The organism is Achromobacter sp. T5-5 (genome assembly GCF_055397965.1).
Genome location: NZ_AP027919.1, coordinates 5,423,334 through 5,450,229, shown reverse-complemented (window position 1 = coordinate 5,450,229; position 26,896 = coordinate 5,423,334). Strand labels below are relative to the sequence as shown.

The 26,896-nt window shown below is 67.1% G+C and carries 11 protein-coding genes and 1 tRNA gene; 6 read left to right on the top strand and 6 right to left on the bottom strand.

The features are described 5' to 3' along the window. The first annotated feature begins 43 nt into the window (after positions 1–43). The 5 genes from ACZ50Q_RS24595 to ACZ50Q_RS24575 all read left to right on the top strand — a co-directional run bounded on the left by ACZ50Q_RS24595 (position 44) and on the right by ACZ50Q_RS24575 (position 3,819). Positions 44–1,132, top strand: a complete 1,089-nt coding sequence (locus tag ACZ50Q_RS24595; RefSeq protein WP_092581271.1) for a methionine ABC transporter ATP-binding protein — start codon at positions 44–46, stop codon at positions 1,130–1,132. Then, positions 1,089–1,742: a methionine ABC transporter permease gene (locus ACZ50Q_RS24590; RefSeq protein ID WP_076518876.1), complete on the top strand. Its 654-nt coding sequence runs from the start codon at positions 1,089–1,091 to the stop codon at positions 1,740–1,742. The genes ACZ50Q_RS24595 and ACZ50Q_RS24590 overlap by 44 nt, the downstream gene beginning before the upstream one ends. A 56-nt stretch (positions 1,743–1,798) precedes the next feature. Further along, positions 1,799–2,596 (top strand): MetQ/NlpA family ABC transporter substrate-binding protein, encoded by a 798-nt coding sequence (locus ACZ50Q_RS24585; RefSeq protein ID WP_076518877.1) that lies wholly within the window; start codon positions 1,799–1,801, stop codon positions 2,594–2,596. 144 nt (positions 2,597–2,740) lie between these two features. Next, a tRNA-Lys gene (locus ACZ50Q_RS24580) sits at positions 2,741–2,816 on the top strand. A 514-nt stretch (positions 2,817–3,330) separates the two neighbouring features. Further along, positions 3,331–3,819, top strand: a complete 489-nt coding sequence (locus ACZ50Q_RS24575) for an NUDIX domain-containing protein (RefSeq protein WP_464079822.1) — start codon at positions 3,331–3,333, stop codon at positions 3,817–3,819. A 134-nt stretch (positions 3,820–3,953) separates the two neighbouring features. Here ACZ50Q_RS24575 and gstA read toward each other — a convergent pair whose 3' ends face one another. Then, positions 3,954–4,559: a glutathione transferase GstA gene (gstA, locus tag ACZ50Q_RS24570; protein ID WP_464079821.1), complete on the bottom strand. Its 606-nt coding sequence runs from the start codon at positions 4,557–4,559 to the stop codon at positions 3,954–3,956. Between the two features lie 131 nt (positions 4,560–4,690). Between gstA and ACZ50Q_RS24565 the strand changes: the two genes are divergently transcribed. Beyond that, complete coding sequence (locus ACZ50Q_RS24565; RefSeq protein WP_464079820.1) at positions 4,691–5,581, top strand: LysR family transcriptional regulator; 891 nt, start codon at positions 4,691–4,693, stop codon at positions 5,579–5,581. Between the two features lie 110 nt (positions 5,582–5,691). Here ACZ50Q_RS24565 and ACZ50Q_RS24560 read toward each other — a convergent pair whose 3' ends face one another. The 5 genes from ACZ50Q_RS24560 to ACZ50Q_RS24540 all read right to left on the bottom strand — a co-directional run bounded on the left by ACZ50Q_RS24560 (position 5,692) and on the right by ACZ50Q_RS24540 (position 26,883). Then, positions 5,692–6,957, bottom strand: a complete 1,266-nt coding sequence (locus ACZ50Q_RS24560) for a sensor domain-containing diguanylate cyclase (RefSeq protein WP_464079819.1) — start codon at positions 6,955–6,957, stop codon at positions 5,692–5,694. 46 nt (positions 6,958–7,003) lie between these two features. Continuing rightward, complete coding sequence (locus ACZ50Q_RS24555; RefSeq protein WP_464079818.1) at positions 7,004–7,780, bottom strand: EAL domain-containing protein; 777 nt, start codon at positions 7,778–7,780, stop codon at positions 7,004–7,006. 158 nt (positions 7,781–7,938) lie between these two features. Next, positions 7,939–10,995 carry an autotransporter family protein gene (locus tag ACZ50Q_RS24550; RefSeq protein ID WP_464079817.1) on the bottom strand — a complete coding sequence of 1,019 codons (3,057 nt, stop codon included), beginning with the start codon at positions 10,993–10,995 and terminating at the stop codon, positions 7,939–7,941. Positions 10,996–11,439: 444 nt separating this feature from the next. Next, a complete protein-coding gene (locus ACZ50Q_RS24545; protein ID WP_076518884.1) occupies positions 11,440–12,198 on the bottom strand; it encodes a SapC family protein in 759 nt (252 codons plus the stop codon). 9 nt (positions 12,199–12,207) lie between these two features. Continuing rightward, complete coding sequence (locus tag ACZ50Q_RS24540; protein ID WP_464079816.1) at positions 12,208–26,883, bottom strand: two-partner secretion domain-containing protein; 14,676 nt, start codon at positions 26,881–26,883, stop codon at positions 12,208–12,210. Positions 26,884–26,896: the final 13 nt, after the last annotated feature.

Genomic DNA, 26,896 nt, shown 5'->3' with positions numbered 1-26,896 from the left:
CGGTCGTTCTCTTTAGAAGAGAAAAGATACAAAATCGCTTGCCATGATTCACATCGAGAACCTATCCAAGACCTACGCCACGCCGCACGGGGAATTCCAAGCGCTGCGCGGCATCAACCTGCACATTGAGCAGGGCGAGGTCTTCGGCATCATCGGCCCCAGCGGGGCCGGCAAAAGCACGCTGGTCCAGTGCATCAACCTGCTGGAACGCCCCAACGAAGGCAAGATCTCCATCGGCGGCCAAGCCCTCACCGGGCTGAGCGAAGCGCAGCTTCGCGAACAGCGCCGCCGCATCGGCATGGTCTTCCAGGGCTTCAACCTGCTGTCGCGCCGCACCGTGTACGGCAATGTCGCTCTCCCGCTGGAAATCGCAGGGGTGTCCAAGGCTGAGATTCCGGCCCGCGTCGAGCGCCTGCTGGCGCTGGTGGGACTGGAACATCTGCGCGACCGCTATCCCAGCCAGATCAGCGGCGGCCAGAAGCAGCGCGTGGGCATCGCCCGCGCCCTGGCCAACAATCCGGACGTCCTCTTGAGCGACGAGGCGACCTCGGCGCTGGATCCGGAAACCACGCACAACATCCTGGCGCTGCTGCGCGACATCAACCGCAAGACGGGCGTGACCGTGGTCATGATCACGCACCAGATGGAAGTCGTGCGCGAGGTCTGCGACCGCGTCGCCGTGCTGTCGCAGGGCGAGGTCGTCGAAATCGGCAGCACGCGCGAAGTGTTCGCCCAGCCGCGCCACGACGTGACGCGCAACATGGTGTCGGCGGCCACGGCCTCCGACCTGACCGACGCCACGCTGGCCGCCGTCAAGGAACGCATCCAGGCGCTCGCCGCCGCCAATCCCGGCCAGGCCGTGCGCCTGTTGCGCCTGTCGCTGACCGGCACCGACGCGTCGGGCGCGTTCCTGTCCGACCTGTCCAGGCAGTACGGCCTGGACATCGGCCTGGTGCAGGCGCGCGTCGAAGACATCCAGGGCGTGGCCGTGGGCACGATGTTCGTGCTGGCCCAGGGCGCGCCCGCCGCGCTCAAGGACGCGATCGCCGCCTTGAACGCCCGTGACATTACCGTTGAAGAAATAGCTCATGAGTCCGCAACTGATCGACCTGCTTATTACGTCGCTGCTTGACACCCTGCTGATGGTGGGCGTGGCCAGCGCCATCGCGGTGATCGTCGGCATTCCGCTGGGCGTGACGCTGACCGTGACCGCGCGCGGCAACATGCTCGAGAACCAGCCCGTCAATCACGTGCTGGGCGCGATCATCAACGCCACCCGCTCGGTGCCGTTCGTGATCCTGATGGTCGCGATCATTCCGTTCACCCGCCTGGTGGCGCAGACCTCCATCGGCACCACCGCCGCCATCGTGCCCTTGTCGGTCGCCGCCATTCCCTTCATGGCCCGCATTGCCGAAAACGCCATGCGCGAAGTCGACCCGGGCCTGATCACCGCGGCGCGCGCCATGGGCGCGTCGCCGATGCAGATCATCATGAAGGTGTTGCTGCCCGAAGCCTTGCCCGGCCTCATCGCGGCCACCATCGTCACCGTCGTCAGCCTGATCGGCTATTCGGCCATGGCCGGCGCCATCGGCGGCGGCGGCCTGGGCGACCTGGCGATCCGCTACGGCTACCAGCGCTTCCAGTCGGACGTCATGGCCGCGGTCGTGATCGTGCTGATCGTATTGGTCCAGGCAATCCAGAGCCTCGGCGACCGCTTCGTGCGCCGCATGTCGCATCGCTGATCGTCCTGGCGCAGATTCCATCTTTTCCTACTTCCGTTATTTCGGGATATCGCAACATGAGCATCAAGGTTTTGAAGTCGCTGGCCGCGTTCGCCCTGGGCGCCGCCGTTTTTGCCCAACCCGCGCTGGCGCAGGACAAGCCGCTGAAGGTCGGTGTCACTGCCGGTCCGCACGCCCAGATCTTTGATGTGGTGAAGGCCGAGGCCGCCAAGCAGGGACTGAACATCCAGGTCATCGAGTTCTCCGACTACGTGCAGCCCAATGTGGCGCTGGCCGCGGGCGACCTGGACCTGAACAGCTACCAGCACCAGCCCTATCTGGACAACGCCAATGCTGACCGTGGCTACAAGCTGGTCAGCATCGCCAAGACCGTGATCTTCCCGATCGGCATCTACAGCAAGAAGATCAAGTCGCTGTCGGAGCTGAAGGAAGGCGCCCGCATCGCACTGCCCAACGACCCGACCAACGGCGGCCGCGCCCTGTTGCTGCTGCAGGCCAACGGGCTGATCAAGCTGCGTCCGGAAGCCGGCCTGAAGGCCACGCCGATCGACGTGATCGAGAACCCCAAGAAGCTGCGCTTCATCGAGCTGGACGCCGCCCAGTTGCCGCGCTCGCTGGACGACACCGACGCCTCGGCGGTGAACACCAACTTCGCGCTGGAAGCCGGCCTGAATCCCACGAAGGACGCCATCGCCCAGGAATCGCCGGATTCGCCGTACGCCAACGTGCTGGTCGTGCGCGAAAAGGACAAGGACCGTCCCGAATTCGCGAAGCTGGTCTCGATCTATCACAGCCCGGCCGTGAAGGAATTCATCCAGACCAAGTTCAAGGGCGCCGTGGTGGCGGCCTGGTAATTCCGGTCTAGGGTTGCATCACCCGCGTTGAGTTCGGCCGCCGCAAGGCGGCCGATTTCTTTGGGTCAGGGCGGGGCGGGCAACCCATTGCCCGTCATTTTTTGACAAGCCCTTCCAAATCCGCCATAATTTCGGGCTTCGGTCGGGTTGTTAGCTCAGTCGGTAGAGCAGCGGACTTTTAATCCGTTGGTCGCGAGTTCGAGTCTCGCACAACCCACCACCCCAATTCTTGTAGTACCCAGAACTGACGCCGCTCTCATGAGCGGCGTTTTTCTTTGGTGCGCCCGGCAGGGCGCACGCACTCGGAGGTGGAAGTCTTCTACTCGCCCGACAAGGGGAAGAGTTAGCCGAAGACCGGGGGGCTGAAGGAAGCCGGATGGCAAATCGGCGGCCTGACGAACACGAAGCCGATGAGGCGTGTCAGCGGGGTGAGGCGGCCGAACTCGTCAAAGCCCGATACTTGTTTGGAACGCTGTCGCGTAGAGCCGACAGGTATAAGCGTGAAGGTGGGTGCGTCATACCCGGGGAGATCTGAGCGTGTGCTGGGGAGGTTCCGGATCACGCGGATCAATGCGCAAGTGATCGGTTCGCGCACTTTTTCGACTTGCGTGCAGGGCATTACGCGTGTGGCGTGCGGTTTAGATTCATGGAAAACTTGCTAACTAATCGAATCTCTGAAGAATATTGCTGCGACTTTATGGACCGGATTGGCAAGGACCAGGAGTGACTTACGTATGGCGAGTTTTTCCGATAGCTATCTGGGCCGCCTAAGGCAGCTAGTAGGCAGTCGACTGCTCCTCGTGCCGGGAGCTCGGATCATCATTCAAAACGGTGCAGGCAATGTACTTTTACAGCGCCGGAGTGACTTCCGAGTTTGGGGGCTGCCAGGAGGGAATGCCGAAGAGGGCGAGACGTTGGAGGAGGTGGTCATCCGGGAAGTTGAAGAGGAGATGGGAATTAAAGTCGATGAGTTGCGACCAATTGGCTTCGGCTGCGACCCTGCATATGAGACCCATGTATTTCCGAACGGAGATCAATGCCAGTATTTCTGCCTCGTATTCCACACGAGATCGTTTACGGGCGAGCCGGTAGTCAACGACGATGAAAGTATCGACGTGGGATGGTTCTCGATGAACGACCTGCCCGATATGCTGCCGAATATGCGCCGCAGCGTGGAGGCGTATCAGCGTTACGAGCAAACAGGTGAATTTCAGATAATTTGAACTCGCTTAGTCTCTGGGCGAGGACCTATCTGTTGCATGTGACCCTAACCCAGTTTTTAGTACCTGTGGATTCAGACGGACTAATTCGGGGTTAGCTCAATCGGCCACCATTGACGAGGTCGAGCTGGGCGATGTTATTGCCCGGCTTCAACGCGCAAGGCCGCCTGTACGGCGGGCCGCGCGCCGATGCGCTTCATATACGCCGGCAGCGCGGGCCAGCGGCCGAGGTCGATAGCGAAGAACTTGCACCAGCCCAGCACGGTGTACAGGTAGGCATCCACCACGCTGAAAGCTGCGCCCGTCAAATAATCCTGGCGGGTCAAAGTGTCTTGCAGGAAGTCGAACCGCTTGAACAGTTTTTCGCGGAAGATCGCCTTGGCTTCTTCGGGCAGCGCCGCGTTGAACAGCGGCGCGGAACCCGCGTGGATTTCGCCGGTGACGAAGTTCAGCCACTCTTGCAGCCGCACCCGCTCCCAGGTGCCCGCAGCGGGCGCCAGCCGGCTTTCAGGCTTGAGGTCGGCCAGGTATTGCAGGATGGCCGGGCCTTCGGTCAGGACGTGGCCATTGTCCAGTTCCAATGCGGCCACATAGCCCTTGGGATTGATGGCGCGGAAGTCGCGGCCGTCGGCGGTCTGCTTGGTTTTGTTGTCCACCTTGACCAGATCGAACGGCAGGCCAAGTTCGCGCAGCACGATATGCGGCGACAGCGAGCAGGTGTGAGGGGCGTAATACAGCTTCATCAAGACTCCCGGAAAAGTTGAAAACCCGTGCGCCGCGTGTTGCCGGGCGCTGCGTGGCAGTCTGCTTGTCCACGGTGAGGCCGTAAAATTAATGCTCAATTTCCTGAGCATTAGCTGGGCTACTGATAACCATGATGAACCTCCTGCACTGGCGCTTGCTGGCGGCCGTGGCGGACGCGGGCAACATTTCGCGCGCCGCCGAGCGCGTGGGCATTACCCAATCGGGGGCCAGCCAGGCCATCGCGCAGTTGGAAGCGGCGCTGGGATTCCAGGTGTTCGTTCGCGAGCGGCGGCACATCGGCGTGACGGCCTTGGGCGAGCAGGTCACCGCGCACGCGCGAGCGATGCTGGCGAGTCTGGACGCGATTCGTGTCCTGGCCGATGACAGCCGCGGCCTCAACGGCGGGCGCATCCGGCTGGCGAGCTTCCCGTCGGTGATGTCGACGCTGCTGCCCGGTCTGCTGCGCACTTTTCAGCGCCGCCATCCCGGCATCGAGCTGGTGGCATTGGAAGGCACGGATGAAGAAGTGGAAGACTGGCTGGCGGCGGGAACCGTGGAATTGGGTGTGGTGCTGAACCCGGCGCCCGGCCGCGCCGCGGCGACATTGGGGCGAGATGCCTGGGTCGCGCTGCTGCCGATCAGCCATCCGCTGGGTCGCCGCGCCAGCGAGCGCGGCGTCACCTTGGAAGAACTGGCCGCGCAGCCCTTCATTCTTGCCACGGGCGGATGCGCGGTGAACGGGCAAAGCCTGATGACGCAAGCGGGCCTGCACCTGTCGGACGTGCGGGTGACGGTCCGTGATTGGGCCAGCGCCTGTGTGCTGGTGCGGGAAGGCATGGGGGTGGCGCTGGTGCCCGAATCGACCTTGCCCGACGAACAGCGCGGCCTGCGCGTGATGCCGCTGACGCCAGCTGTCCACCGCGAGTTCGGCCTGGTGTGTTCGGAAGCCGGGAAGGCGTCTCGGCCGACACAGGCGCTGCTGGCGGGGTTGGGCAAGATCACCAGCGGTCCCGCCGAATAGCCTAGGGATGAGAGGCCGGGGCTATCCCATTGAATCGAACGCCGCTACCTGGTCAGCGGCGTGTTGCGTTGGACCGTGTTCCCGCGAACGGTTCGCGGGGCACGGACGCGTCACGGCGAGACGGATACGGCATTGCGGCCGGCCCGTTTGGCGTCGTAGAGGGCCGCATCTGCGCGCGCGATCAGCGCGTCGATGGTTTCGCCGGCTTCCAGCTGTGCGATGCCGAGCGACACGGTCAGCGGACCCACTTCCGAATCTCGATGCGCATGGACGCGGGTGCGCACGCGCTCGGCCAGTAGAACGGCGTCGCCGATTACGCAATCGGCCAGCACGATCATGAATTCCTCGCCGCCCCAGCGAATTACCGTGTCCTGGCTTCGGGCCGCCGCTCGCAGAATGCCCGCGACATCCGAGAGAACGCGGTCTCCCGAAAGGTGCCCGAAGGTGTCGTTGATGCGCTTGAAGTGATCGATGTCCGCGATGATGAGGCAGAGTGAATTGCCGCCGGCCTGGGCGCGGGAAAAGGCCTCGCGCAGGGTTTTCTCGCCGTGGTGGCGGTTGTAGAGGCCGGTCAGCTTGTCCTTGGTGGCCGCGCGCAACAGCTCCTGTTCCCGCTGGACCCGGCGCGACACGTCCTTGCCGACGCCGATGTGGTGCGCCGGACGCCCGTCATCGTCAAAGATGGTTGAGATGGTTTGTTCGACATGGAACAGCGAGCCGTCACGCCGGCGATTGATGAAGGTGGCGCGGAAATCCTGGCCGCTCGACAGCGTGCGGTACATAGCTGCATAGAACGCGTCGTCATGCTTGCCGGATTTGAGTATGGCCGCGGTCTTGTTCTTGATGTCGGAAAGCGGGTAGCCGGTGGCGTTCTCGAATGCCGTGTTCACAAAGATGATCTGTGCCTTGGCATTGGTCAGCATGACGAGGTCGCTGGTTGCGTCCAGCGCGCTGGCGAGGAGGCGATTGGTGCGTTCCTCGCGGATCATGTCCGAGATGTCTTCCTGCACCGAGACAAAGTGCGTGACCGTCCCGCGGCCGTCGTGCACGGGCGAGATATTCCAGCGGACGGTGTATTCCGAGCCATCCTTCCGGTAGTTCGTCGCCACGCCCTCGAAATGCCGGCCCTCTTTCAGACAGGACCGCAGCGCATCGATGACGTTTGCGTCGGTGGCGGGGCCTTGAAGCAGGCGGAGTGAGCGGCCGCGCAGTTCGTCCAGGGTATAGCCGGTCATGGCGATGAATGCGGGGTTTGCCAGCAGCACGCGGCATCCGGCGGAAAGGTCCGCGTCGGTGATGACCATGGCGTTCCACGCCTGCATGAACGCCGCTTCGAACAGCGGCGGGCTGCCGCCAGACTCCACCACGGTGTGCATGAATGGCGCGTCATCCACCGCCCCGTCCTGGGGGCCGCAGAGACAATCAGGCGACATTGCTAACGGGCGGCATCGCCTTGAACGCCGGCTTGGCGAACAAATACCCTTGCATGAGCGTGATACCTTGCGCCGCCAGGAAGTCGCGCTCGCCCACGGTTTCGATCCCTTCGGCAATGACGCGGATGCCCAGGTCGGTGCAGATGGCCTGCACCCCTGCAACGATGCGTTGGCGGGGGACATCGGTATCGATGCCGCGCACCAGCGCCATATCCAGCTTGATCAGGTCCGGTTGGAAGTCGGCCAGGAGCGTGAGGCCCGAGTAGCCCGCGCCAAAATCGTCGATGGCCGTCTGAAATCCATACGATTTGTAGGCGCGGAAGATCGACAACAGGTGTGCGCGGTCGACGATGCTCTCGCCCTCGACCGTTTCAAAAATGATTCGATCGGGCGGAAAGCCGGTTCGCTCGGCGGCCTCGAATGTCGTGCGGATACAGGCGGCGGGCTGGTAGACCGCGTTCGGCATGAAATTGATGGACAGGTATCGGTCCATTCCCATGCTTGCGGCAAGTTCGATCGCCGTCGTGCGGCATCGCTGGTCGAATTGATAGCGATTGGCGTCGTCCACTTGGGACAGCACGGAGGCGGCAGGCTGGCCGTTGGGCCCGCGCACGAGGGCTTCGTACGCATAGGGCTGTCCGGTGGTGAGGTCGACGATGGGCTGGAAGGCAAACGCCATGTCGATGGCGCCGTCCTGACCGGATTTGCAGCCCTGGCACGGACCGCCTGGTGAGGATGCCTGGGATGCGGCGAGGATTCGATTCATGTCTTGGCGGGTTCCGGCAGAAGAAGGGGGAGGGGAGACCTGCCTGGACTGGGGGCGTCAAGCGGCGCGCGGCCGCAGCCTGTGGGCGACTTTAACAGATGCCCGGTCTGCCCCTGCGGGCATCGGACCGGGCATCTGTCCGCGACAGACCTTGCGCCTTAGTACCGCCAGGTCATGTGGAGCGAACCGGCGTTTTCACGGTTGCCGCCGCCGAACTGGCCGCTGTAGGTCAGGCCGATGGTTGCGTTGCGCGTGATCGCGGCTTCGACGCCAAGCTCGGCCAGGGCCGAGTCGCGCGCGACGGGTGCGCCCGCCACGGTGAAGGCCTGGCCGCCATCGAAGGACATGACGGTCTGGGGCTGCACATCGCCGAAGGCATGCCGCCAGCCCAGGGTCGCCTGCAGGCGTCCTTCGGTTTGGCCCACCGTGAAGTTCATCAGCCCGCGCAGGCCCAGCGTGGACGTGGTTTGCGTGTTGCTGTCGCTCTGGCCGCGCAAGGCGGCCGATCCGCCGGACTCCGAGAAGCTGCGGGTGCGCGTATCGCTCCAGGCCAGGCCGGCGAAGGGTTCGACACTGAACCGCTCGGACACCGGCAGGGCGTAGCCGAGTTCGCCGAATAACTGGGTGGTGCTGGCGCCATAGTCGGCGGTCAGCGTCTGGGACACGCCGGAGACGCTGGCGTAGCGCTCGGTGGAGATGTCGTGCCAGGTGTAGGCCGCGCCGGCCATCAGGTTCAGCTTGCCGGGGCCGGCGTCGAACACCTTGCCGCCGAACAACGCCGCGCTGTAGCCAGCAACGTCCGCCTTGGAGGACCGGTCGTCCACGCGGATGTTGCTGTCGGTAAAGCCCAGCGCGCCGCCCAGTCGCCAGCCGCCGCCCAAGGCGTGGTCGACGCCGGCGAAGACGCCGCCGGTCTTCTGGCGCACTTGCGCGGAATCGCCGTTGCCCTTCCAGGTCTGCCAGTTGCCGATGACTTCGGCCCAGGCGGGCTGCGCATTGGAGGAAGGCAGGGCGGACGCCGACGGCGTGCCGCCGGCTTGCGCGGTCGGCGCGCCCGCGCGCATACCGGCGCCCAGATTGGCGCGCAGGTAGGCGAGGGGCACGGCGCGCACCGTGGTGTTCAGGCCCGTCAGGCTGGACGTGACGCTGGCATGCGCTTCGCCGGACAGGCTGTTGAAGGCCGCGGCCGGGGCGCCCTCGGGCAGCGTCAGGATGTAGTCGTGCAGCGGATTGCCCTCGGGCAGGCTGTCCAGGGCGTTGGCCACGGCGCGCTGGTTGGCGCTTTGCGCCGCGTCGGCAAAGGCGATGGGACGGGTCGGGGTTTCCGGGGTGCTGGGGGTGCCGGGCGTGCTCGGCGTGCCCGGGGTGCTTGGCGTGCCGGGATCCACGGGCGTGCCGGGATCTACGGGCGTGCCGGGATCCACCGGCACTTCCTTGCGGCCAAGCTGCATCACGACGTTCTGGCCGTCGTAGCGCAAGGCCGGGTCCAGGAAGGCGTAGTTGGAGGACACGGTGTCGAACTGCCCATTGACCGTGCCCGCGCTGAGAATGGTGTACTCGCGCCGGGTCTGGAACCCGCCGTCCGGCCCGACATGGACCGCCGATCCGGCCAGGTTGGCCGTGCCGCTGACCACCACGCGGCTGCTTGCCGACGACTGCGAATCGGCCGCCACCTGGTAGACCGAACCCGGCGAGAACGTCAGGTCGCCCGCCACGTTCAGGGTGCCGCCGGCCTGGCCGGGCGCCAGCGTGGCGCCGCTTTGCAGCGTGGTCGTGCCGACCTGGCCCGTGCCGTGCAGCGATGCGCCGCTGGCGATGTTCAGGGTGCCGCCCAGGGCGCCATCCACCGTCAGGGCGCCGCCCAGCACCTGGGTCTGACCGCTGAAACCGCTGGAATCGCCCGTGAAGGTGGTCGATCCCGCCACCAGGTCGATCGCGCCCATGCCGGGCGACAAGGAACTGATGGCCGGCGCGAAGACGTAGTCCGTGCCGGTATGGTTGAAGACCAGCTTGCCGGTCCCGTTGCCAAAGCGCACGCCAAGTGCTGCCTGCACGTCACCCGGCGCCGTGGCGGCGTCGCCCGCGGCGGCGCCGATATTCAGGGTGCCGGTCGATCCCGCCACATCGGCGATGCGCAGGCGATTGGCGGTTTCGAAAGTGGCGCCGTTGGACAGGGTGGCCGTGCCATCGCCATAGAAGCCGATGAGGAAGACGCTGGACGTCTTGATCCGAGTCTGCGGGCCGTCCGCGACGATGGTGCCTTCGCCCGATGCGTTGAACCCGGCCACCACCTGAAAGGCATCGACCAGCGCGCCGTCCGTCACGGTCAGCTCGCCCTTGGCGCCCGTACTCAGGCCCACGGCAATGTAGTCGTTCAAAGATGAAAACTGGCTGCCGGCGCCGGAAACCAGGAGCTTGCCGACGCCGCCCGAGTACATGCCCACATAAGTTCGAGCGCCGGAGCTGGCGGTGGCGCCGCCCTTGATGTCCACCGTGCCCGTGCCGCGCGAGCCGATCGTCATGCCGCCGCTGGTCGTCAGCGACGCGCCGGTGCCGATGATGTTGACCGTGCCCGTCGAGCCTGCGCTATTGCCCGCCAGCAGGCCGCTCGCTTGCGCCGTGCCGTGATCGGAGATCGTGACGACGCTGGTGCCGTTGTCGCTGACGGTGAGCTGCCCGGACTGCAACGTGCTGCCGGCGCCCGAAATGTTCAGGGTGCCCAGGGAGCCGACGTGCGAGCCCAGCGAGACGGTCGTGGTGGCGATGGCCTTGCCGCCCCCCGTCACGTTCAGCGTACCCGTGCCGTAAAAGCCGACGTTGAAGGACTCCGCGGTCCACTGGGAGCCGATGCCGTCGATGGTGGCCGAGCCGGATTGCAGTTCGGACGTGCCCGCCGTATAGCCATTCGTGGGGTTGCTGATGATGGCGCTGTTGCTGACCAGCACGCCGGCATTGCGCACGGTGAGCGAGGGCCCGCCGATCGCGCCAAGGAAGATGACGCCCCCCTGGGCGCTGCTGTGGTCGATGACCGGTGCGTTGGCCGTCACGCTGTTGATGAACAGATTGCCGGTCGAGCCCGGCAGCGTCGCCGACGACCAGTTCAGCGGGTCTTGCCAATCGCTGCTCTGCGAGCCGTTCCAGGTGATGCTTTGGGCCATCGCCGGCGAGGCGGCCAGGGTCAGCATGCCGGAACCGGCCAGGCCTAGCGTTTGCAAGGCGAGGACAATCGCCCGTTTTTTGAGTTTGTTGTGAGGCATTTGGCTTTTTTCAGTAGTGACAAGGGCTACGGCGGAATGGCGCAAGTCCTGAAAAAGCCATGGCGCGCACGAAGGGAGGTGATTCGGGCAAGGCGGCACGTGGCGGGCATCGGCGCAACAGGGCGCCGCCCGAGGGGCCGCAGCCGCCGTCAATGGTTCTGAGTCTGCTGGGACGGGGATGCGGGGAATGCGCTTGCCCTTCATGCTGGGCAAGCTTGCCTGTTGCCACGCGCGTAGACGATCTTACGGATAGCTGAAAATTTCAAAGCCGCAAAAAACGCCTGGGTTGGCGCCTATATGTCGACTTAGGGTGCGCCCCCATTTTTTGCTTTCGGGCGCGTCCACCACCGCGGGCCGGACCGGACCCGCGGGAGGGGCAAGTTGCCGGCGCGCTGCCGGGACTTACGCGTCGGTCGAGGCGGTCTCGACGCCGGCGGCAGGCGCCACCTGGTTGATCAGGGCGGGCCAGGTATTGATCGACAGCAGGTGGCAATAGACCAGCGGCAGCCAGCCGTTGGCGCGCCAGCGCAGGAACTCTTCGTCCGACAGCTTGTTGAACTTGGCCTCGTCAATCACCTTGAAGCCGGACATGGCCAGGCGCTGGCCGTCGGGCAGGGTGATGTCGGCGCGGTTTTCGATCAGCAGGTCGGCAGCGGCCAGTGCTTCCGCGAACTTCATCGTGTAGGCGTGCTGGTTCTGGTAATCGCGGCAGAATTCCAGGGCGCTGCGTGCCAGGTCGGTGGGCTCGCCGGCCTCGTCAAAGAACGGATTGTCGCGGCCTTCAACGACCGACGCGGCCTTCTCGTCCACGCACAGCGTGAACTGGCTGCGGTCTTCGTTCTCCATGAAGATGAAGGGATAGCGGCGCACGTAGGCCGGAATGTAGGTGCCGGCGCGCCATTGGCCGTCTGCGTCGACGAACAGGTTTTCCTGGCCGCGCACGCCCAGCACCGCGACGGGCGTGGGCTGATCCCCGTCCGTGAAGACGATGGGGAAGTGGCGGCAGGCGGTCGGCAGTTCGGTGGCGACCAGCGGCACGGCGTTGGTGCGGGCGGCGTAGCCAAAGCCCGTGTTGCCGGCCAGCGACAGGTTGGCGTGCACGCCGGCAGCCAGGGGACGGGGTTGCTCGTAGAACAGGGGAAGCGAAGTCTGCGTAGTCATGGTGTCGAATCAAAGAGTGCGGGTTTGCGCGTCGTCATTGCGACGCTCGTCGTCGGAAGGCGGATTGCCTTCGGCGGCGGGTTGTTGCGGGTTGCCGCCGGCGCCTTGCAGCACCGGGTTGTTGCCGGCCGGTACGGTCAGCAGGGCGTTGGCGCCGGAAGGCAACAGCCAGTTGACGCTGGCGTCAGCCACCTTCAGCACCTGCGGATCGGCGTACGCGCCCAGGGCGTCGGGGCCGAAACCGTCCGGCGGGACCGTACCACGGAACAGCGAGTCGGCGGTCGGCGTGGTCGGGATGACCATGCTCGGCGCCGTGATGGCGGCCAGCCGGTTGATCGCGCCCGTCGGGCCCCACGTGAAGCCGTTCAGGTAGAACGGCGAGCCGGCCAGCGAGCTCTTGATCGAGGCGGCCCCCAGGGCGCCCGTCTTGCCGCCGACCGTGCCCCACACGTCGGCCGAACCGGCGGTGGGAACGATGAGGTCGGCCACGTCCAGCTTGTGGCTCGGGTCGGCGTCGTTCAGGCCGATGCGGATCGCGCCCAGCGGGCCGGCGGCCAGCGTCAGCGCGGTTTGCGGACCGGTCAGGCCGACCGCGGTGATGTCCCCGATGGTGCTGATGGTGGCGTTCGCGCCTTGCAGCCTGGCCGGTGCGCCCAGGCTGATGGGGCCTTGGGCGACCAGCAGTTGCGCGGGCAGGGTCAGGCCGGCGCCGCCCGTCTGGGTGAAGCCGGTGGCCGCCCGGACCGTCGAACCGGCGGCAAAGCCGGTGGTGCCGGCCGGATCCGTGTTGGCGATGCGGATCGCGCCGGTGTCGGCGGTGACGTCATTGCCGAACGACACGCTGCCGCCCGAGATGTCGATGCCGTCCGGGCCCGTGGCGCGCACCGCGCCGTTGTAGCTGGCGGTGCTGGCTTCCAGTTGCTGCACGCGGTAGGCGGTGACGTCGCCGTTGAACACGATCGTGTCGACGGCGCGCAAGGTCAGCGAGCCCAGGCCGGTGGCGTCGCCCGCCACCTGCACGTTCTTGCCGGCGTCGATGGCCAGGTTGTTGCCATTGCCGCCGTCCAGCGTGCTGCCCAGCACGACCGAGCCGGTGCTGCTGGTCAGCTCGCGGTCGCCGGTCAGCGTCACCGCGCCGGTGTAGACCTGGTCGCCCGTGGTGACGACCTTGCCCGGACCCATCGTGGTGGCGCCCTGGATGGCCAGGCCGCGTAGCGGCGTGGTGGCCCCGACGTCGCCCTGGATATCCGCGTTGCCGGCGATGATCAGGCCCTGCTGCCCCGGCTCGGTGCCGTCCACGCCCGCCTTGAGCTGCACGGTCGTGCCGGTGAGCGTGGTGTCCACGCCCGAGAGGATCACGTGCTGGCCGTATTGCTGCGCGCCGGTGGTGTCGACCGAACCGCCGTTGATCAGCAGGTCGCCGTTGCCGCTGGTCTGCAGCGTGGCGGCGCGGACCGGACCGTCCAGAACGGTGTCGCCCGCGGCGTTGATCGTCAGGTTGCCCAGGCGCTCGTCCTGCCCGACCGGACCGGCGAAGGCGACCTCGCCCGTGCCGGTGGAGACCGTCAGGTCGTGGGCGCCGTCCACCGCGTCATTGAAGCGGATGTCGCCGTCACGGCTGGCCACCGTCATGTCGCCGTCCAGGGTGACCGTGCCGGTGTACGACTGGTCGCCCGTGGTGGCGAGGCTGCCCTCGCCCAAGGTGGACGCGCCGGTCACGGTCAGGCTGGCCAGCGCGTCCTGGGCGCCGAACGGGCCCTTGAGCACGGCGTCGCCGTCGATGGTCAGGTCATGCGGGCCGTCGCCGCCGCCCAACAGGCTGACGGTGGTGCCCGTGAGCACGGTGTCGCCGCCCAGCACGACCCGCTCGCCGTACGACTGGGCGCCGGTGGTGTCGACCAGGCCGCCGTTGATGAACAGCGTGCCGCCGGCGTCCGTCGTGACCGATGCCGCGTACACGGGGGCGTCCAGCGTGGTGGCGCCGCTGCTGGCGATGGTGATGTCACCCAGGCGGCCGCCGGCGGCGTCGCCGACCGAGTCCGTGAAGGTGACATTGCCCGCGCCGGCGGTCACGGACAGGCCGTGGGCGTCGCCCTGGCTGCTGGCGACCGTGTCGTTGAACGCGACGTTGCCGCCCTGCGTGGCCAGCGCCACATCGCCATCCAGCACGACCGCGCCGTTATACGACTGCTCGCCGGTGGTGCCGATGCTGCCGTCCAGGCTGGCCGGGCCATTGACCGTCAGGCTGGCCAGCGCGTCCTGCGCGCCGAACGCGCCCTTGAGCACGGCGTCGCCGTCGATCGTCAGGCCATGCGGGCCGTCGCCGCCGCCCAGCAGGTTGACGGAACTGCCCTTGAGCACCGTGTCGGCGCCCAGCACGACCCGTTCGCGGAACGTCTGGATGCCGGTGGTGTCGACCAGGCCGCCATTGATGGCGACCGTGCCGGGGGCGTCGGTCTGCGCCGACGCGGCGTACACCGCGCCGTTGAAGGTGGTCGCGCCGGCGGTGTCGACCGTCAGGTTGCCCAGGCGCAGCCCGGCGTTGCCCACGCCGCCCAGGGTGACGTCGCCGCCTGCCGTCGAGACGATGGCCACGTCGTAGGCGCCGTCCAGCGTGCCGTCGAACGTGACGTCGCCCGTGGTGGTGGACAGGGATTGGTTGCGGGCCATCGTGACCGCGTCGCCGTAGTGCTGGTCGCCGGTGGTGGCGATGCTGCTGGTGTTCAGCGTGACCGGACCGGTCACGGTCAGGCTGGCCAACCGGGTGTTGGCGCCGATGGCGCCCGCCAGCGATGCCGTGCCGTCGATCTGCAGCGCATGCGCGCCATCCACCCCGTCGCGCAGCGTGACCGAGCTGCCGGACAGCGTCGTGTCGTCACCCAGTTCGACACGGGCGGCGTAATTTTGCGTGCCCGTCGTGGTGACGCTGCCGCCATTGATGGCGACCCGCCCCGTGCCCACGTGGTTCAGCGAGGCGATGTCGACCGCACCGCCGTAGGTCGTGACGCCGGCGGTGATGACGGTCAGCGCATTGGCGCCCGATACCTCGCCGGTGAACGTGACGTCGCCGTTGAGCACAAAGACCGCGCTGCCCAGTTGGGTGGCGCCATCGACGCCGAAGGCGCCATTGGCCGCCGAGTACACGCCGCGCAGCGTGGTGTCGCCGTTGTATTGCTGGGAGCCGACCGTGTCGACGCCCCGCAGGTCGATGCGGGCGGCGTCGATGGTCAGGCTGGCCAGGCTGAACGCGATGTCGCCCAGCGTGACGTCGCCGTCATGGGCGACGATCGCGGCGTCCAGGCCGCTACCGTTCAGGGTGCCCGAGATGCCGACGTTGCCGTTGGCGCCGGTGGCGGTCAGCGTGCGCGTGCCGCCGGCCAGCGTGGCGTTGCCCGCGATGTCAATGGCCGTGCCCGTCAGGTCGCCGTTCAGGGTGACGTTGCCGGTGTAGGACTGCGCGCCGGCCGTGACGGCCCCGGCCGTCATGGCGATCTGCGCGCCATTCACGGTGAGGTCGTTGACATCACCGGCGGCGATGGCGTGGCTGACCGAGACGTTGCCGCCGGAAGAGGCCAGCAGGATATCGCCGCCGTGGCCGGCCGACAGGCCGACCGCGCTGGTCAGATCGCCCGTGGCGGCGATCTGGATATCGCCGTCCGCGGTCGCGATGCGGCCGAGCGTCAGCGCACCGGCGCCTTCCACCACGATGTCGCCCGCGCCCAGCACCTCGGCGTCGAGTTCGCGCGCCGACGTGGCGAAGGCGGCGTTCTTGTCGCCAATGCCGTTCAGGCTGGTCAGTGCAAGGCCGTTGGCCGTCAGGTCCAGGCCGTTGCCGACCAGCGATCCCTGGGCGGCGTTCAGGATGATCGTGCCGTTCGCCGCGCCGGCGTCGATGGCGCCGAACGCCAGGTCGCCGTGCTGCGCGGTCAGGTCGATGGTGCGGTTGCTGCCGCTGACCGAGGCGGACACGTTCAGCGTATCGGTGGCGGTCGCCGTGATGTCGCCGTTGGCCGTGTTCAGCGTAGCCGTCAGCGCGCCGGTGTTGTTCAGCGTCAGGTCGGCGGCGGTCGTGGTGCCGGTCAGGCTGACGTTGGCGTTGGCGGCTTGCGTCGTCAACGTCGTGTCGCCGCCCGCGGCGCCGCTGGTGAAGTTCACCGTGTCGCCCTGGATGGCGATCGTGCGCGGCGTGCCGCCCGCGGCGACCACGTCGGTCGCGCCCGCCAGCGTGACGGTGTCCTGGGCCTGCACGCCGGCGCCGGCGACGGTCAGGGTGCCGCCGGAGGACAGCAGCAGGTTGTCGGCGGTGCCGGACAGGCCCGAACGGGCATCCAGGTCGCCGGACGAACGGATGTAGACCGAGCTGTTGTCGCCCGCCTGGTCCACGTCGCCCGCCAGCGTCAGAGCGCGCGCGCCGACGTTGTTCAGCACGATGACCGCGCCATCGGCGCCGGTCGACAGGTCGCCCAGCGACGCGACGTTGGTGCGCAGGGCGACACCGCCCAGGCCGGTGGCCAGGTCGGTGGCCGAACCGATGCTGCCGCCCGCCGTGGCCGTCAGGCTGTTGCCGAAGACCAGGTTGCCCGCCAGCGCGCCCAGGATGGAGCCGCCCGCGTTCAGGGTGACGTCGCCCGACGTCTTGGCGTCGATCGTGTTGATGGACAGGTCGCCATTGGACGTGGCGATCGAGATGTCATTGTCGGTCGAGTTGGTCTTGCTGATGGCGCTGGTGACCAGCGTGGGGCCGGCGGTGGTGATGCCGATGGCGCCGTTCTGCGTGACGATCGACGCGAGCGTGGTGCCGGCCGCGCGGTTGTCGTCCAGGTAGATCGAGCCGTTGCCGGTGACTTCGGCCGTCAACGAGGCGGCGGTCGTCTGCAGGTTGTCGGCCGAGCCTTCGGCGCCGCCGATGCCCGCGCCTGCCTTCAGCGTGACCGAATTGCCGATGATGCGCGTGGATTCTTCGCGATCGTCGACGATGGTGCTGCCTGCCTTGCTGTAGTCGATGTTGACGGTGCCCGTGCCCGCGTCGATATTGCCGGCGACCAACTGGCTGTTGGCGCCGTTGCCCACGATCTTGATCGTGCCATTGCCGTTGGCGGCGATGGCGTTCGCGATCTGCAGATTGCCGGCCGCGGCGATGTCGATGACGTTGCCCGACAGGTACGAGTAGACGGCATTGTTGTCCGCCGCCAGGTACATGGCGCCATCGGTGGTGGCTTCCACGCGCTGGCCGGTGGCGTTGATGCGGCCCTGCGCGGTGTTCGCGCCGATGCCGTAGCGGCCATTGAGCGCGACGCCATACGCCTGGATGTTGGCGCCGGCCGCGTCGGCCAGGATGGAGCCGTTCTCCGCGCTCAGCGTGATCTGGCCCTGCGTGGCGCCCGCCTGCACGTTCTTGACCGTGATGTTGCCCGAGGTGGTGTTCACCGAGATGCCGTTGCCGGCGGCGTCGGTGGCCGACGTCATGCTGGTCACCACCACGTTGCCCGACGACGTGACGCGGGTTTCACCGTTGGCGACCGAGGTCGTCAGGCCGCCCAGCAGGTTGGAGGTGCTGTTCAAGTACAGCGAGCCGTCGCCGGTGACGGTGGCCGACACAGGGTTGTTCGGCGCGGCGATCTGGATCGCCGCGTCCCGCGTGCCGATGCCGTTTTGCGCGCTCAGCGTGATGGCGCCCGTGCCCGACCCGGAGATGGCGCCGCCGCCCGCCAGGATGCTCCCGGTCTGGGCGTTGAGCGTCAGCGTCCGGTTGGTGCCATAGCTGACGGATCCCACCAGGATGTCGCCGCTGGTCGTCGTGACCGACAGGTCTTCGCCAGCGCTCAGGTTGCCCAGGTTGATCGAGCCGGTCTGCTTGAGGAAGATGCCGCCGGAGGCGTTGGCCGTGATGTTGTTGACCTGGGTGTTCAGGGCATTGCCGGCCGAGCCGATGGCGTTGCTGGTGTTGCCCGACGCGGTGGACAGCGTCAGGTCGCCCGCCGTGATCTTCGAGGTCGAGACCATGCCCTGGATCGCGCCGCCGGTGGTGTAGTACGGATTGGTCGACAGGTTGACCGATCCGTTCTGCGTGACGTCGATCTCGTTCAGGTTGATCGCGCCAATCGCCTGGTAGGTGAAGTTCAGGCCCGTGGTGTCGCGAACGATGGTCAGCGCGGTCGTGTTGCCGGTGTCGGCGCCGCTGAACGTCAGGTTCTGGGCGTCGATGGCCAGGAAGCCGGCGCTGCCCAGGTTGCTGCCTTGTCCGTTGGCCCGATTGATGGTCAGGTCGGTCAGGTCGGCCAGGTTGTCGACGTAGATGCTGCCGGGCGTGGCCAGCGTCAGGGACGGCGTATCCAGGTGCAGGCGGTTCGACTGCGACGACCCGATGGAGCGGTTCGTGCCGTAGTTGGCCGTCAGGGTGACGCTATCGGCTGTGATCAGGTTGCTGTTGTCCGCGCCGACGATGTTGCCGCGGTTGGTCGTCAGCGAGACCGCGCCATCGGTGGTCGCGATGGTGCCCACGACCAGGTCGCGGCCCAGGCCGGAGGTGTCGTTGGTCAGCGTGATGTTGCCGTCGGCGGTCGCCGACGCGACCCGCAGGCCGTAGGCTTCGGTCAGCGCGATGCTGCCGTCCGCCGTGTCGGTCTTGCGGGCGCTCAGGGTGACGATGGTCGTGCCGCCGGTAAGGTTGGTGGTCCGGATGGCGCTCTTGTTGCCGATCGAGCCGTTCGCCGTCAGATCGACGGTGGTGGCGTTGTTGATCGTGCCGCTCAGGATGGAGCCGCCGGTGTTGTTGACCGAGAACGCGTTGCCGTTGGTGTTGACCGTGCCCAGTTCGATATCGCCGACGGTGTTGCTGACCGAGCTGGCGCCCGTCGAGGTCAGGCTGGGCAGGCTGGTATTGCCTTCCACGGTGATGAACGCCCCGCCATTGGCGGCGCGGCCGGTCAGCGTGCTGACGCGGGTATCGATGGCGTTGCCGGTGCCCGTGGCGCCGATCGCATTGTTGGCGTTGAGGGTGAGCGAGGCGGCGTCGATCTTGGTGTCGCCGTCGCCGTCGCCCAGCAGCGAGCCGGCGCGCGAGGTCAGCGACACGTTGTCGTAGCCGACGTCGATCGTGCCGACGGTGACGTTGCGGTCGCTGCTGACGGTCAGGTTCAGGCCGCCCGCGTCCGTGATGTCGCCCAGCACCAGGCCGGCCGCGCTTGCGCTGCCGCCGTCCGTGGCGGTAAAGCCGATGTTGCCGCCGTCGCGCGTCGGCGAGTTGATGCTGTACGTGCGGGCGCCGTTGCCCGTCGAATACAGCGACAGCGAATCGATGTGCGTGTCGGAATCGATGTAGACGTCGCCGACGTTCTGGATGCTGACCAGCGGCGCGGACAGATTGATCTCGCGGCCCGCGGCGCCGATGCCGCCCGTACCCTGGGCGACGATCGTCACCTGGCCGGCAGTGATGCGTTGGCTGTCGTCGGCGCTGCCCAGGATGCTGTTGTTCGAGGACAGGCGGACGGTGCCGGTGGGCAGCGTGTCGATGGTGCCGATGTCCTGGCCGACGCTGCTGGACAGCGACAGGTTCAGGCCGGTGTTGTCACGGACCTCGTTGACCTGCAGGCGGCCGTTGTGGACCACGTCGAACAGCAGTTCGTTCGACGTGATGTCGTATGTCGAGGCCGTCCCGCCGGTCGCGTAGAGCGACAGGCCGGTCAGGTCGCGGTCGTTGTTCACGTAGACATCGCGGCCCGCCGTCAGGTAGAGGTCGCCGGTCGTCGTTTCGATCTTGTCGGCCGGGCCCGCGCCGATCTGGCCGGTGGCGAACAGCGACACCGAATCGCCCGTGACGTGCGAGGCGGGCGACAGGTTGACGATGTTGCTGCCCGCGCCCGTCGCGTTCAGGCTGACGGTGTGCGCGGGGCCGGTGTCGACGGTGCCGAGGTTCAGCGTGCGGTCGCCGGAGAACGAGAAGTTCAGGCCGGTGGTGTCGCGTACGTCGAACAGGTTGTAGGCGCCGGTGTCCGTGACGTTGAAGGTCAGGCCCTGGGCCGCGACCTGCACCACGTTGTTGACGCCGGTGTCCGCGTGGTTGGCCGTGACGTTCAGGCTGAACAGGTTCGAGGCGTTGTCCAGGTACAGGTCGCGGCCGGTCTGCGTGGTCAGTTGACGCGTGTCGGTCAGCACCGCGTTGCCGGCCGCGCCGATGGCTTGCGAGGCGGTCAGCGTCAGCGCCGGGGCCACGAAGCGGGTGCCGGCGCCTTGCAGGATCGAGCCGTTGGTGACGTTGACCTGCGCCGAGCTGGTGACGCTGTTGTTCAGCAGCGTGAGCGTCTTGTTGTTGGACACCCACAGGCTGCCGTTGACGTTCGACGACAGCGAATCGACGCTGGTGTACAGCGGATTGTAGGTATTGATCAGACCGGTGACAGAGCCATTGCCCGTGATGTTGAGCGTCAGGTCGCCCGTGATGATATCGGGGCTGCCGGCGCTGGTGCTGACGCCATAGATGCTGCCGCTGCTGGTGAGCGCGACCGAGCCGCCCGCGCCGGTGCCGATATGGTTGACCGTCAGCGTGCGGTCGGACGCGATGGACAGCGCCAGGTTGCCGGCGGTGGAGATATTGTTGAGCGTCAGGCCGTTCTGGCCGACCGTATCGGTCAGCGAGAACGCCAGGCCGGTGGCGGAAATGGCGTAGGTGTTGGTGGAGACGCCGGTGGAGTTGCTGTGGTTCAGCTTCAGGTCCAGCGACGCCAGTTCCTTGGCGTTGGCGACGGACACGTTGCCCGCCGAGCTGATCGACAGGTTGTCGGCGGAGGTGGAGACGTTGATGCTGCCGTTCGTGCCCAGCGCATTCAGGCTTACGGTGTTGCCGGTGATCTGGCCAGAACTGCGAATGATGGTCGGGTTGATCGAGTTATTCGCGTAGCGCGAGGTCAACGACACCGAACCCGTCGTGCCGGCGGTGATCGTGGCGGTCGAGATGGCCGAATCGGCGTTGATGGCCAGCGCGGCGCCGCTCATGATGGCGCCGATCGTCAGGGTCGTGCCGCCGATGATCACCAGCGATTGGCTGCCCAGCCCGCCAAAGGCATACGTGTTGGTGTCGTAAATGGTGGAGCTGTAGGCGTCGCGGCGCGTCAGATTGAGGTCGACGCTGTTGAGCGCCTGGCCCCCGTTGTCCAGGTAGATGTCGCCGTTGTTGGCGATCGTCAGGTTGCTGGTCGTGGTGCGCAGCGCGCGGGCGCTGCTGCCGATCGCCCCGGTATTGGCGTCGCGCGCGGTGTAGCTGTCGCTGCCGGTGGCCGACAGCTTGACGCTGCCCGCCGTGATGCGGCCCGCGCCGGCATCGCTGGTGATGCTGGAATTGACGCCGCCGTTGGCCGTGGTCAGGCTGACCGAATTGCTGGCGGCGATGGTCCCGACCTGGATGTTCTTGCGGCCCGTGAAACTGAAGTCCGTCAATCCGCCGGTGATCTCTTCCAGGTACTGCGTGGAGCCGTCGTCGCTGATGGTGATGATCTGGCCCACGCCGCCACCGATATCGATGGTGCTGGCCGTGCCGGCCGAACGCAGGCTGTTGATCGCCAGGTTGCGCAGCACGGTGTCGCTGTCGACGTGGATATCGCTGCCCGCGGTCAGGCTCAGCGCTGACGTGCCGGTCAGGGCGAGCGTGCCGCCGTCGGCCGACGAACCGATGGCGCCGGATCCCGCCGTCAGCGAGACCGTCGCCGCGTGGATCTCGCCGGGGTTGGCCAGATCGTCGTTGGCGATGTTGCCGCCCGACACCAGGGTGACTTTGCCGCCCGCGCCGGCATCGATGTTGCCGACCAGGAGGTGCTTGCCGTTGGCGGAGAACCCGAAATCCAGGTCGGTCGCGCTGGCGATGTCCTTGAGATGGATGCCGCTGGCGTCGTCCGTCAGCGTGAAGGCCGACAGGTTGGGGGCGGTGATCGCATAGGTCCCGTAGGCCGAGCCATTGCGCGTGATGGCCAGGCGCGTGAGGCCGGCCAGGTTGTCGACGGCAACGTCGCCCGTGCTGGTCAGGCTGACGTCGGGCGCCTGCAGCGTCAGCGCGGCGCCCGTTGCGCCCAGCGCCCCGGATGCCGACAGCGCGATGCTGCCGGCCTGGATCTTCGTGGCAGCGTCGCCGTCGTCGAGGATCGAGCCCCCGTAGTTGGTCAGCGTGGCTGCGCCGGTGGCCTGCAGGCTGCCGACCGTGGTGGTGCCGTACGACTGGGTGTAGCCCAGTTGGCCGCCCGCCGTCACCGAAACGAGCCGGATGTCGCTGGAGGTGCCATTCAGGTAGACGTCGCCGCCCGCATTGGCGCGGACATTGACCGCGCCCGGGCCGCTAATGCCCACGTAACGCACGCTGCCCAAGTAGGCGCCGCCGATCGAGCCCGCGGCCGTCAGCGTCACATCGCCGCCGCCTGCGTAGGCATTGCCCGAGCCGCTGCTCAAGATCGATCCGTTGGCGGCGTTCAGGATGACGTCGTCGTACCAGCTGCGCACCGCGCCGGATACCAACATGTCGCCTTGGCGCGCGTCGATCTCCACCTTTTCGGTAGCGCTGATGTTGTTCAGTGTGACGCTGCTGGTGGTGTTGCCGGATCCGACGGGGTTGGGCAACTGGGCGTAGAACCCGCCGTCGGCGGCCGAGCCGGACAGGTAGCTGGTCAGGATGTCCAGGTGCCCCGTGCCCGCGGCGCCGATGCCGCGTCCCGCATTCAGGTTCACCGAATTGGCCAGCAACTGGGTGGTCTTGTCACCGTCATCGTGAATCGCGCCGGTCGCGTTCAGGGTGATGCTGCCGCCGTAGCCGGCATCGATGCTGCCGACGGTGATGTCTCGGTCGCCGGTGAAGTTGAAGCTCACCCAGTTGGCGTCGCGCACTTCGCGGATCGTGTGCCCGCTGGCATCATCGATGACGTTGAACAGCAGCGACGGCGCGCGCACGTCCAGTACATAGTGGTCGTCCTCGCCCTTGTGGCGCGCGTTGACGGTCAGGGAGGCCAGGTCGGCGATGTTGGTGGCGTAGAGGTTGCCGCGCGTGGCCAGCGACAGGTAGGGCGCATTGACCGACACGAAGTCGGCGTTCGTGCCGATGTCCTGATTGGCGGAAAGGATGACCGTGCTGGCGGTGACCCGCGTATCCGCGATGCCGTCGTCCAGGATGCTGCCTTGCGTGGAGGTCAGCGTGACCATGCTGCCGGCGCGGATGTTGCCCAGTTTCAGGCTCTGGTCGCCGGTGAACACGAACTGGTTCAGCAGCGAGCTGTAGACCTGCTTGAGCTCATACGCGGTGCCCAGGTCGTCGTTGACGTCGAAAGCGAGGAAGGGCGCGGACACCAGCAGGGTGTTGCGGCGGGCGGGGTCGGCGTGCGTATTGCTGACCGCCAGGTAGGTCAGCGTCTTGCCGGGGTTGTCGACGTAGATGTCGCCGCCGCTGGCCAGCGCCAGGCTGGTCGTGGCGGTCTTGATGCGATCGCTGGCCGTGCCGATGTGCCGCTGGGCCTGCAGGTTGATGCTGTTGCCCGCCAGTTCGCTGTTCGCATTGGCGCGCAGGATGTCGCCGCCCAGGGCATTGAGGAACAGGGTGCCGGTGCCGGCATCCAGCCGGTTGGCGGTCAGGTCCACCGCGCCCAGGACGTAAATGCCGTTGGTGGCCTTCAGGTCATCGAGCAGGACCGAGCCCTGCGCCTGGCTGAGGTAGATGGCGTTGCCGGTGGCTTTCAGTTCGCCCGCGGCGGTGCGCAGGTAGGTGCCCGCCGTGCCCACGGTGTAGGCGCTGCTGGCCGTCGGGGCCAGCAGGGTGACCACATTGCCCGTGATAAGCGATGCCGACGACCCCGTGATGCTGCCCGCCCGCGCGGTGAGCGTGACGTTGCCGCCGCCCGCGTTGACCTGGCCGGCGGAGATGCTGTTGCCGGTGAGGTTGATGGCGCCGCCGCCCGAGCTGACGTTGTTGGCCGACACGCTGCCCGCGCCGGTGATCACAATGCCGGCGTTGTTGGCCTGCGCCTGGGTGATGGTCAGGTTGGTGCTGGCGCTGTCCAGATAGACGCCGCCCGAGCCCGCGGTGGCGGACACGCTGCTGGCATTGGTCTTGAGGCTGCGGGACGCGGCGCCGATGATGCCGTTCTGCGCCGACAGCGTCAGCGCGTTGGCGGAGATCATGGTGGCGTCGTCGCCGTCGTCGACGATGCCGCCCAGGCCCGACGTCAGCGTGGCCATCGCGCCCGCCTTGATGGCGCCGACCGTCAATGGGCCGCCGGCCGAGACGGACAGCGAGCCGGTGGTGTCGATCGAGCGCAGCGCCAGGCTGCCCGTATTGTTCAGAAACACGCCGCCGGCGCCGCTGGCGGCCGTCAGCGTGGCGGTCTGCGTATTCAGGGCCTGGGCGGCGGCGCCGATGGCGCCGTTGTTGCCGGTGCTGCCGGCCGCCTTGAGCGCGATGCTGCCAGCGGTGATGATGTCCGAGCCGTTGCGGGCCAGGATGTCGCCGGCCGTGGAGGTGAGCGCCAGGGCGCCGGCGCCCAGCGCGATATTGCCCGCGTTGATCGTGCGATCGCCCGTGAACGAGAAGTTCAGGCCGTCCTGGGCAACCGTGTTCAGCTGGTAGCTGCCCGTGTCGGTCAGCGAGAACACCATGCCGCCGGCGGACGTAAGCTGATACGTGTTGTTGACGCCGGGTTGCGCGTGGCGGCTGGTGATGTCCAGCGAGCTCAGCACGGAGCGGTTGGCCACGGCGAGGTTGCCGCCCGTGGCGAGCGCCAGCCGGGCGGTCTGGGTGTTGACGGCCTTGCCGGCCTCGCCGATGCTGCCGCCGCTGGCGTCCAGCGTGACGGTGTTGCCCGCCACCACCTGATTGGCGCCGCCGGTGTTGCGGATGGCGCCCGCGCTGGTGCGCACCAGCGCCGCGCCGCTGCCGGCGTCGATGACGTTGGCCAGGTTGATGTCGCCGGTGGCGTTCAGCGTGATCGCGCCGCCGCGGCTGGTCAGCTTGCCGATGTTGTCCAGCGTGCTGCCCACGCCCAGGGCTTCCAGCGTGATGGCGCCGCCCTGGGTGCTGATTTCGGTGTTCGAATTCTCGAAGCGGATGCCGCCCGTCTGCGTCGAACGCAGCGTGAAGCTGTTGCCCGACACGGTTTGCAGATTGATCGCGGCCATGTCCGCGATCGTGATCTGGCCGGTGGCTTCGAGCTTGATGTTCGTCGTGCCGGCCAGGCTTTCCAGCAGGCCGCGCGACACGGTGTTGTTGGCGGCGTTGGCATCGCCGCCATTGATGGCGCCGTCGCCCGCGCTGCCGTCCAGCGCGCCCGAGCCGTTGGCGGAATCGACGATGCGCAGGTCGGTCGGGTCGATGAGCAACAGGCCCGTCTTGCCCTTGGGGGCGCGCATGTCGACCGAACCGGTCAGGCCGATGTTCTTCTTGCTGGAGACTTCGGCAAAGCCGCCGTCGCCGCCCTGTTCGCCGCCACGCGCCGACAGGCTGCCGGCAAACGCCGTGGCCTCGTTGGACCACATCGTGACGCTGCCGCCGTTGCCCTTGACCAGCGCATCGGCCTTGAGCGTGGCGCCCGCCGCCACCTTGACGCTGGTCGACTTGCCGCTGAACGCGGCCGAACCGTCATCCGGCGCGACGCCCAGGCTGCCCAGGGCAATCTCGCCGCCGCCGGCGGCGCCCGAGACGTCGATGGCCGCGGTGCGGGTGACATCCACATGCTCGCCCGTGACGACGACCTTGCCGCCTTGCTGGCCCGCGCCCACGCCCGAGGCGTCGACCGTGCCGGCGATCCTGACCGTGCCGGCGTCGCCGCCGGACAGCACGATCTTGCCGTTCTGCGTGCCGACCGACCGGGCGGTGACGATGCCGTCGGTGTTGACGACGTTGTCGATCACGCCCTTGACCGTGCGCGCCGTCATCAGCACCATGCCGCCATCGGCGCGGATTTCGCCGGTATTGGTGACCAGCACCGAAACCGGCTTGCCGTTTTCGTCCTTGGGCAGTTCGTTGATGGTCGAGGTGGCGTCGAAGCTGAGCAGCCCGTCGCCGTGGAAGTCGACCGTGACGGTGTTGGCGCCAGCCAGGGCCACGCGCCCCAGCTTGGCCTGAATCACGCCCGAGTTGCGCACCGACGGCGCGACCAGCGCGGCCAGGCCGCTGTCCTTGATGCTGATCGTGCCTTCGTTGACGATCATGGCATCGGTCTTGGACGAGGCCTGGTTGAACTTGTACTTGCCGGCCAGGAAGTCCTTGTCGCTGATGTTCGCCGTGGTGGCGACCAGGCCGCCCACGTCGATCCGCGCGCCCTTGCCGAACACCACGCCGTTCGGGTTGACCAGCATCACCGTGCCGTTGGCGTTCAACTGGCCGAAGATGGCCGACGGGTCATTGCCGACCACGCGGTTCAGCGTGACGCTCTTGCTGCCGGGCTGGCGGAAGTTGACCGTCTCGTTGGCGCCGATGCTGAAGTCTTTCCAGTTGATGATCGCCTTGCCGGTCGACTGCTTGATGTCCAGCGTGCCGTTGCCACGGTCGATGATGGTGGCCGAGCCGCCCACCACGTTGCCGCCGGTGGGATTGGCATGCGCACCGCTTGATGCGAGCGAGCCGATCACCATGGCCAGCGTGCTGAGCGCGGGCAGGGTGGCTTCTTTTTTCAGGCGCAAGCGGCGAGCGGGTTGGGCGAGGCTGCGGGGTTTGCCATTCATGGTCGGTCTCTTG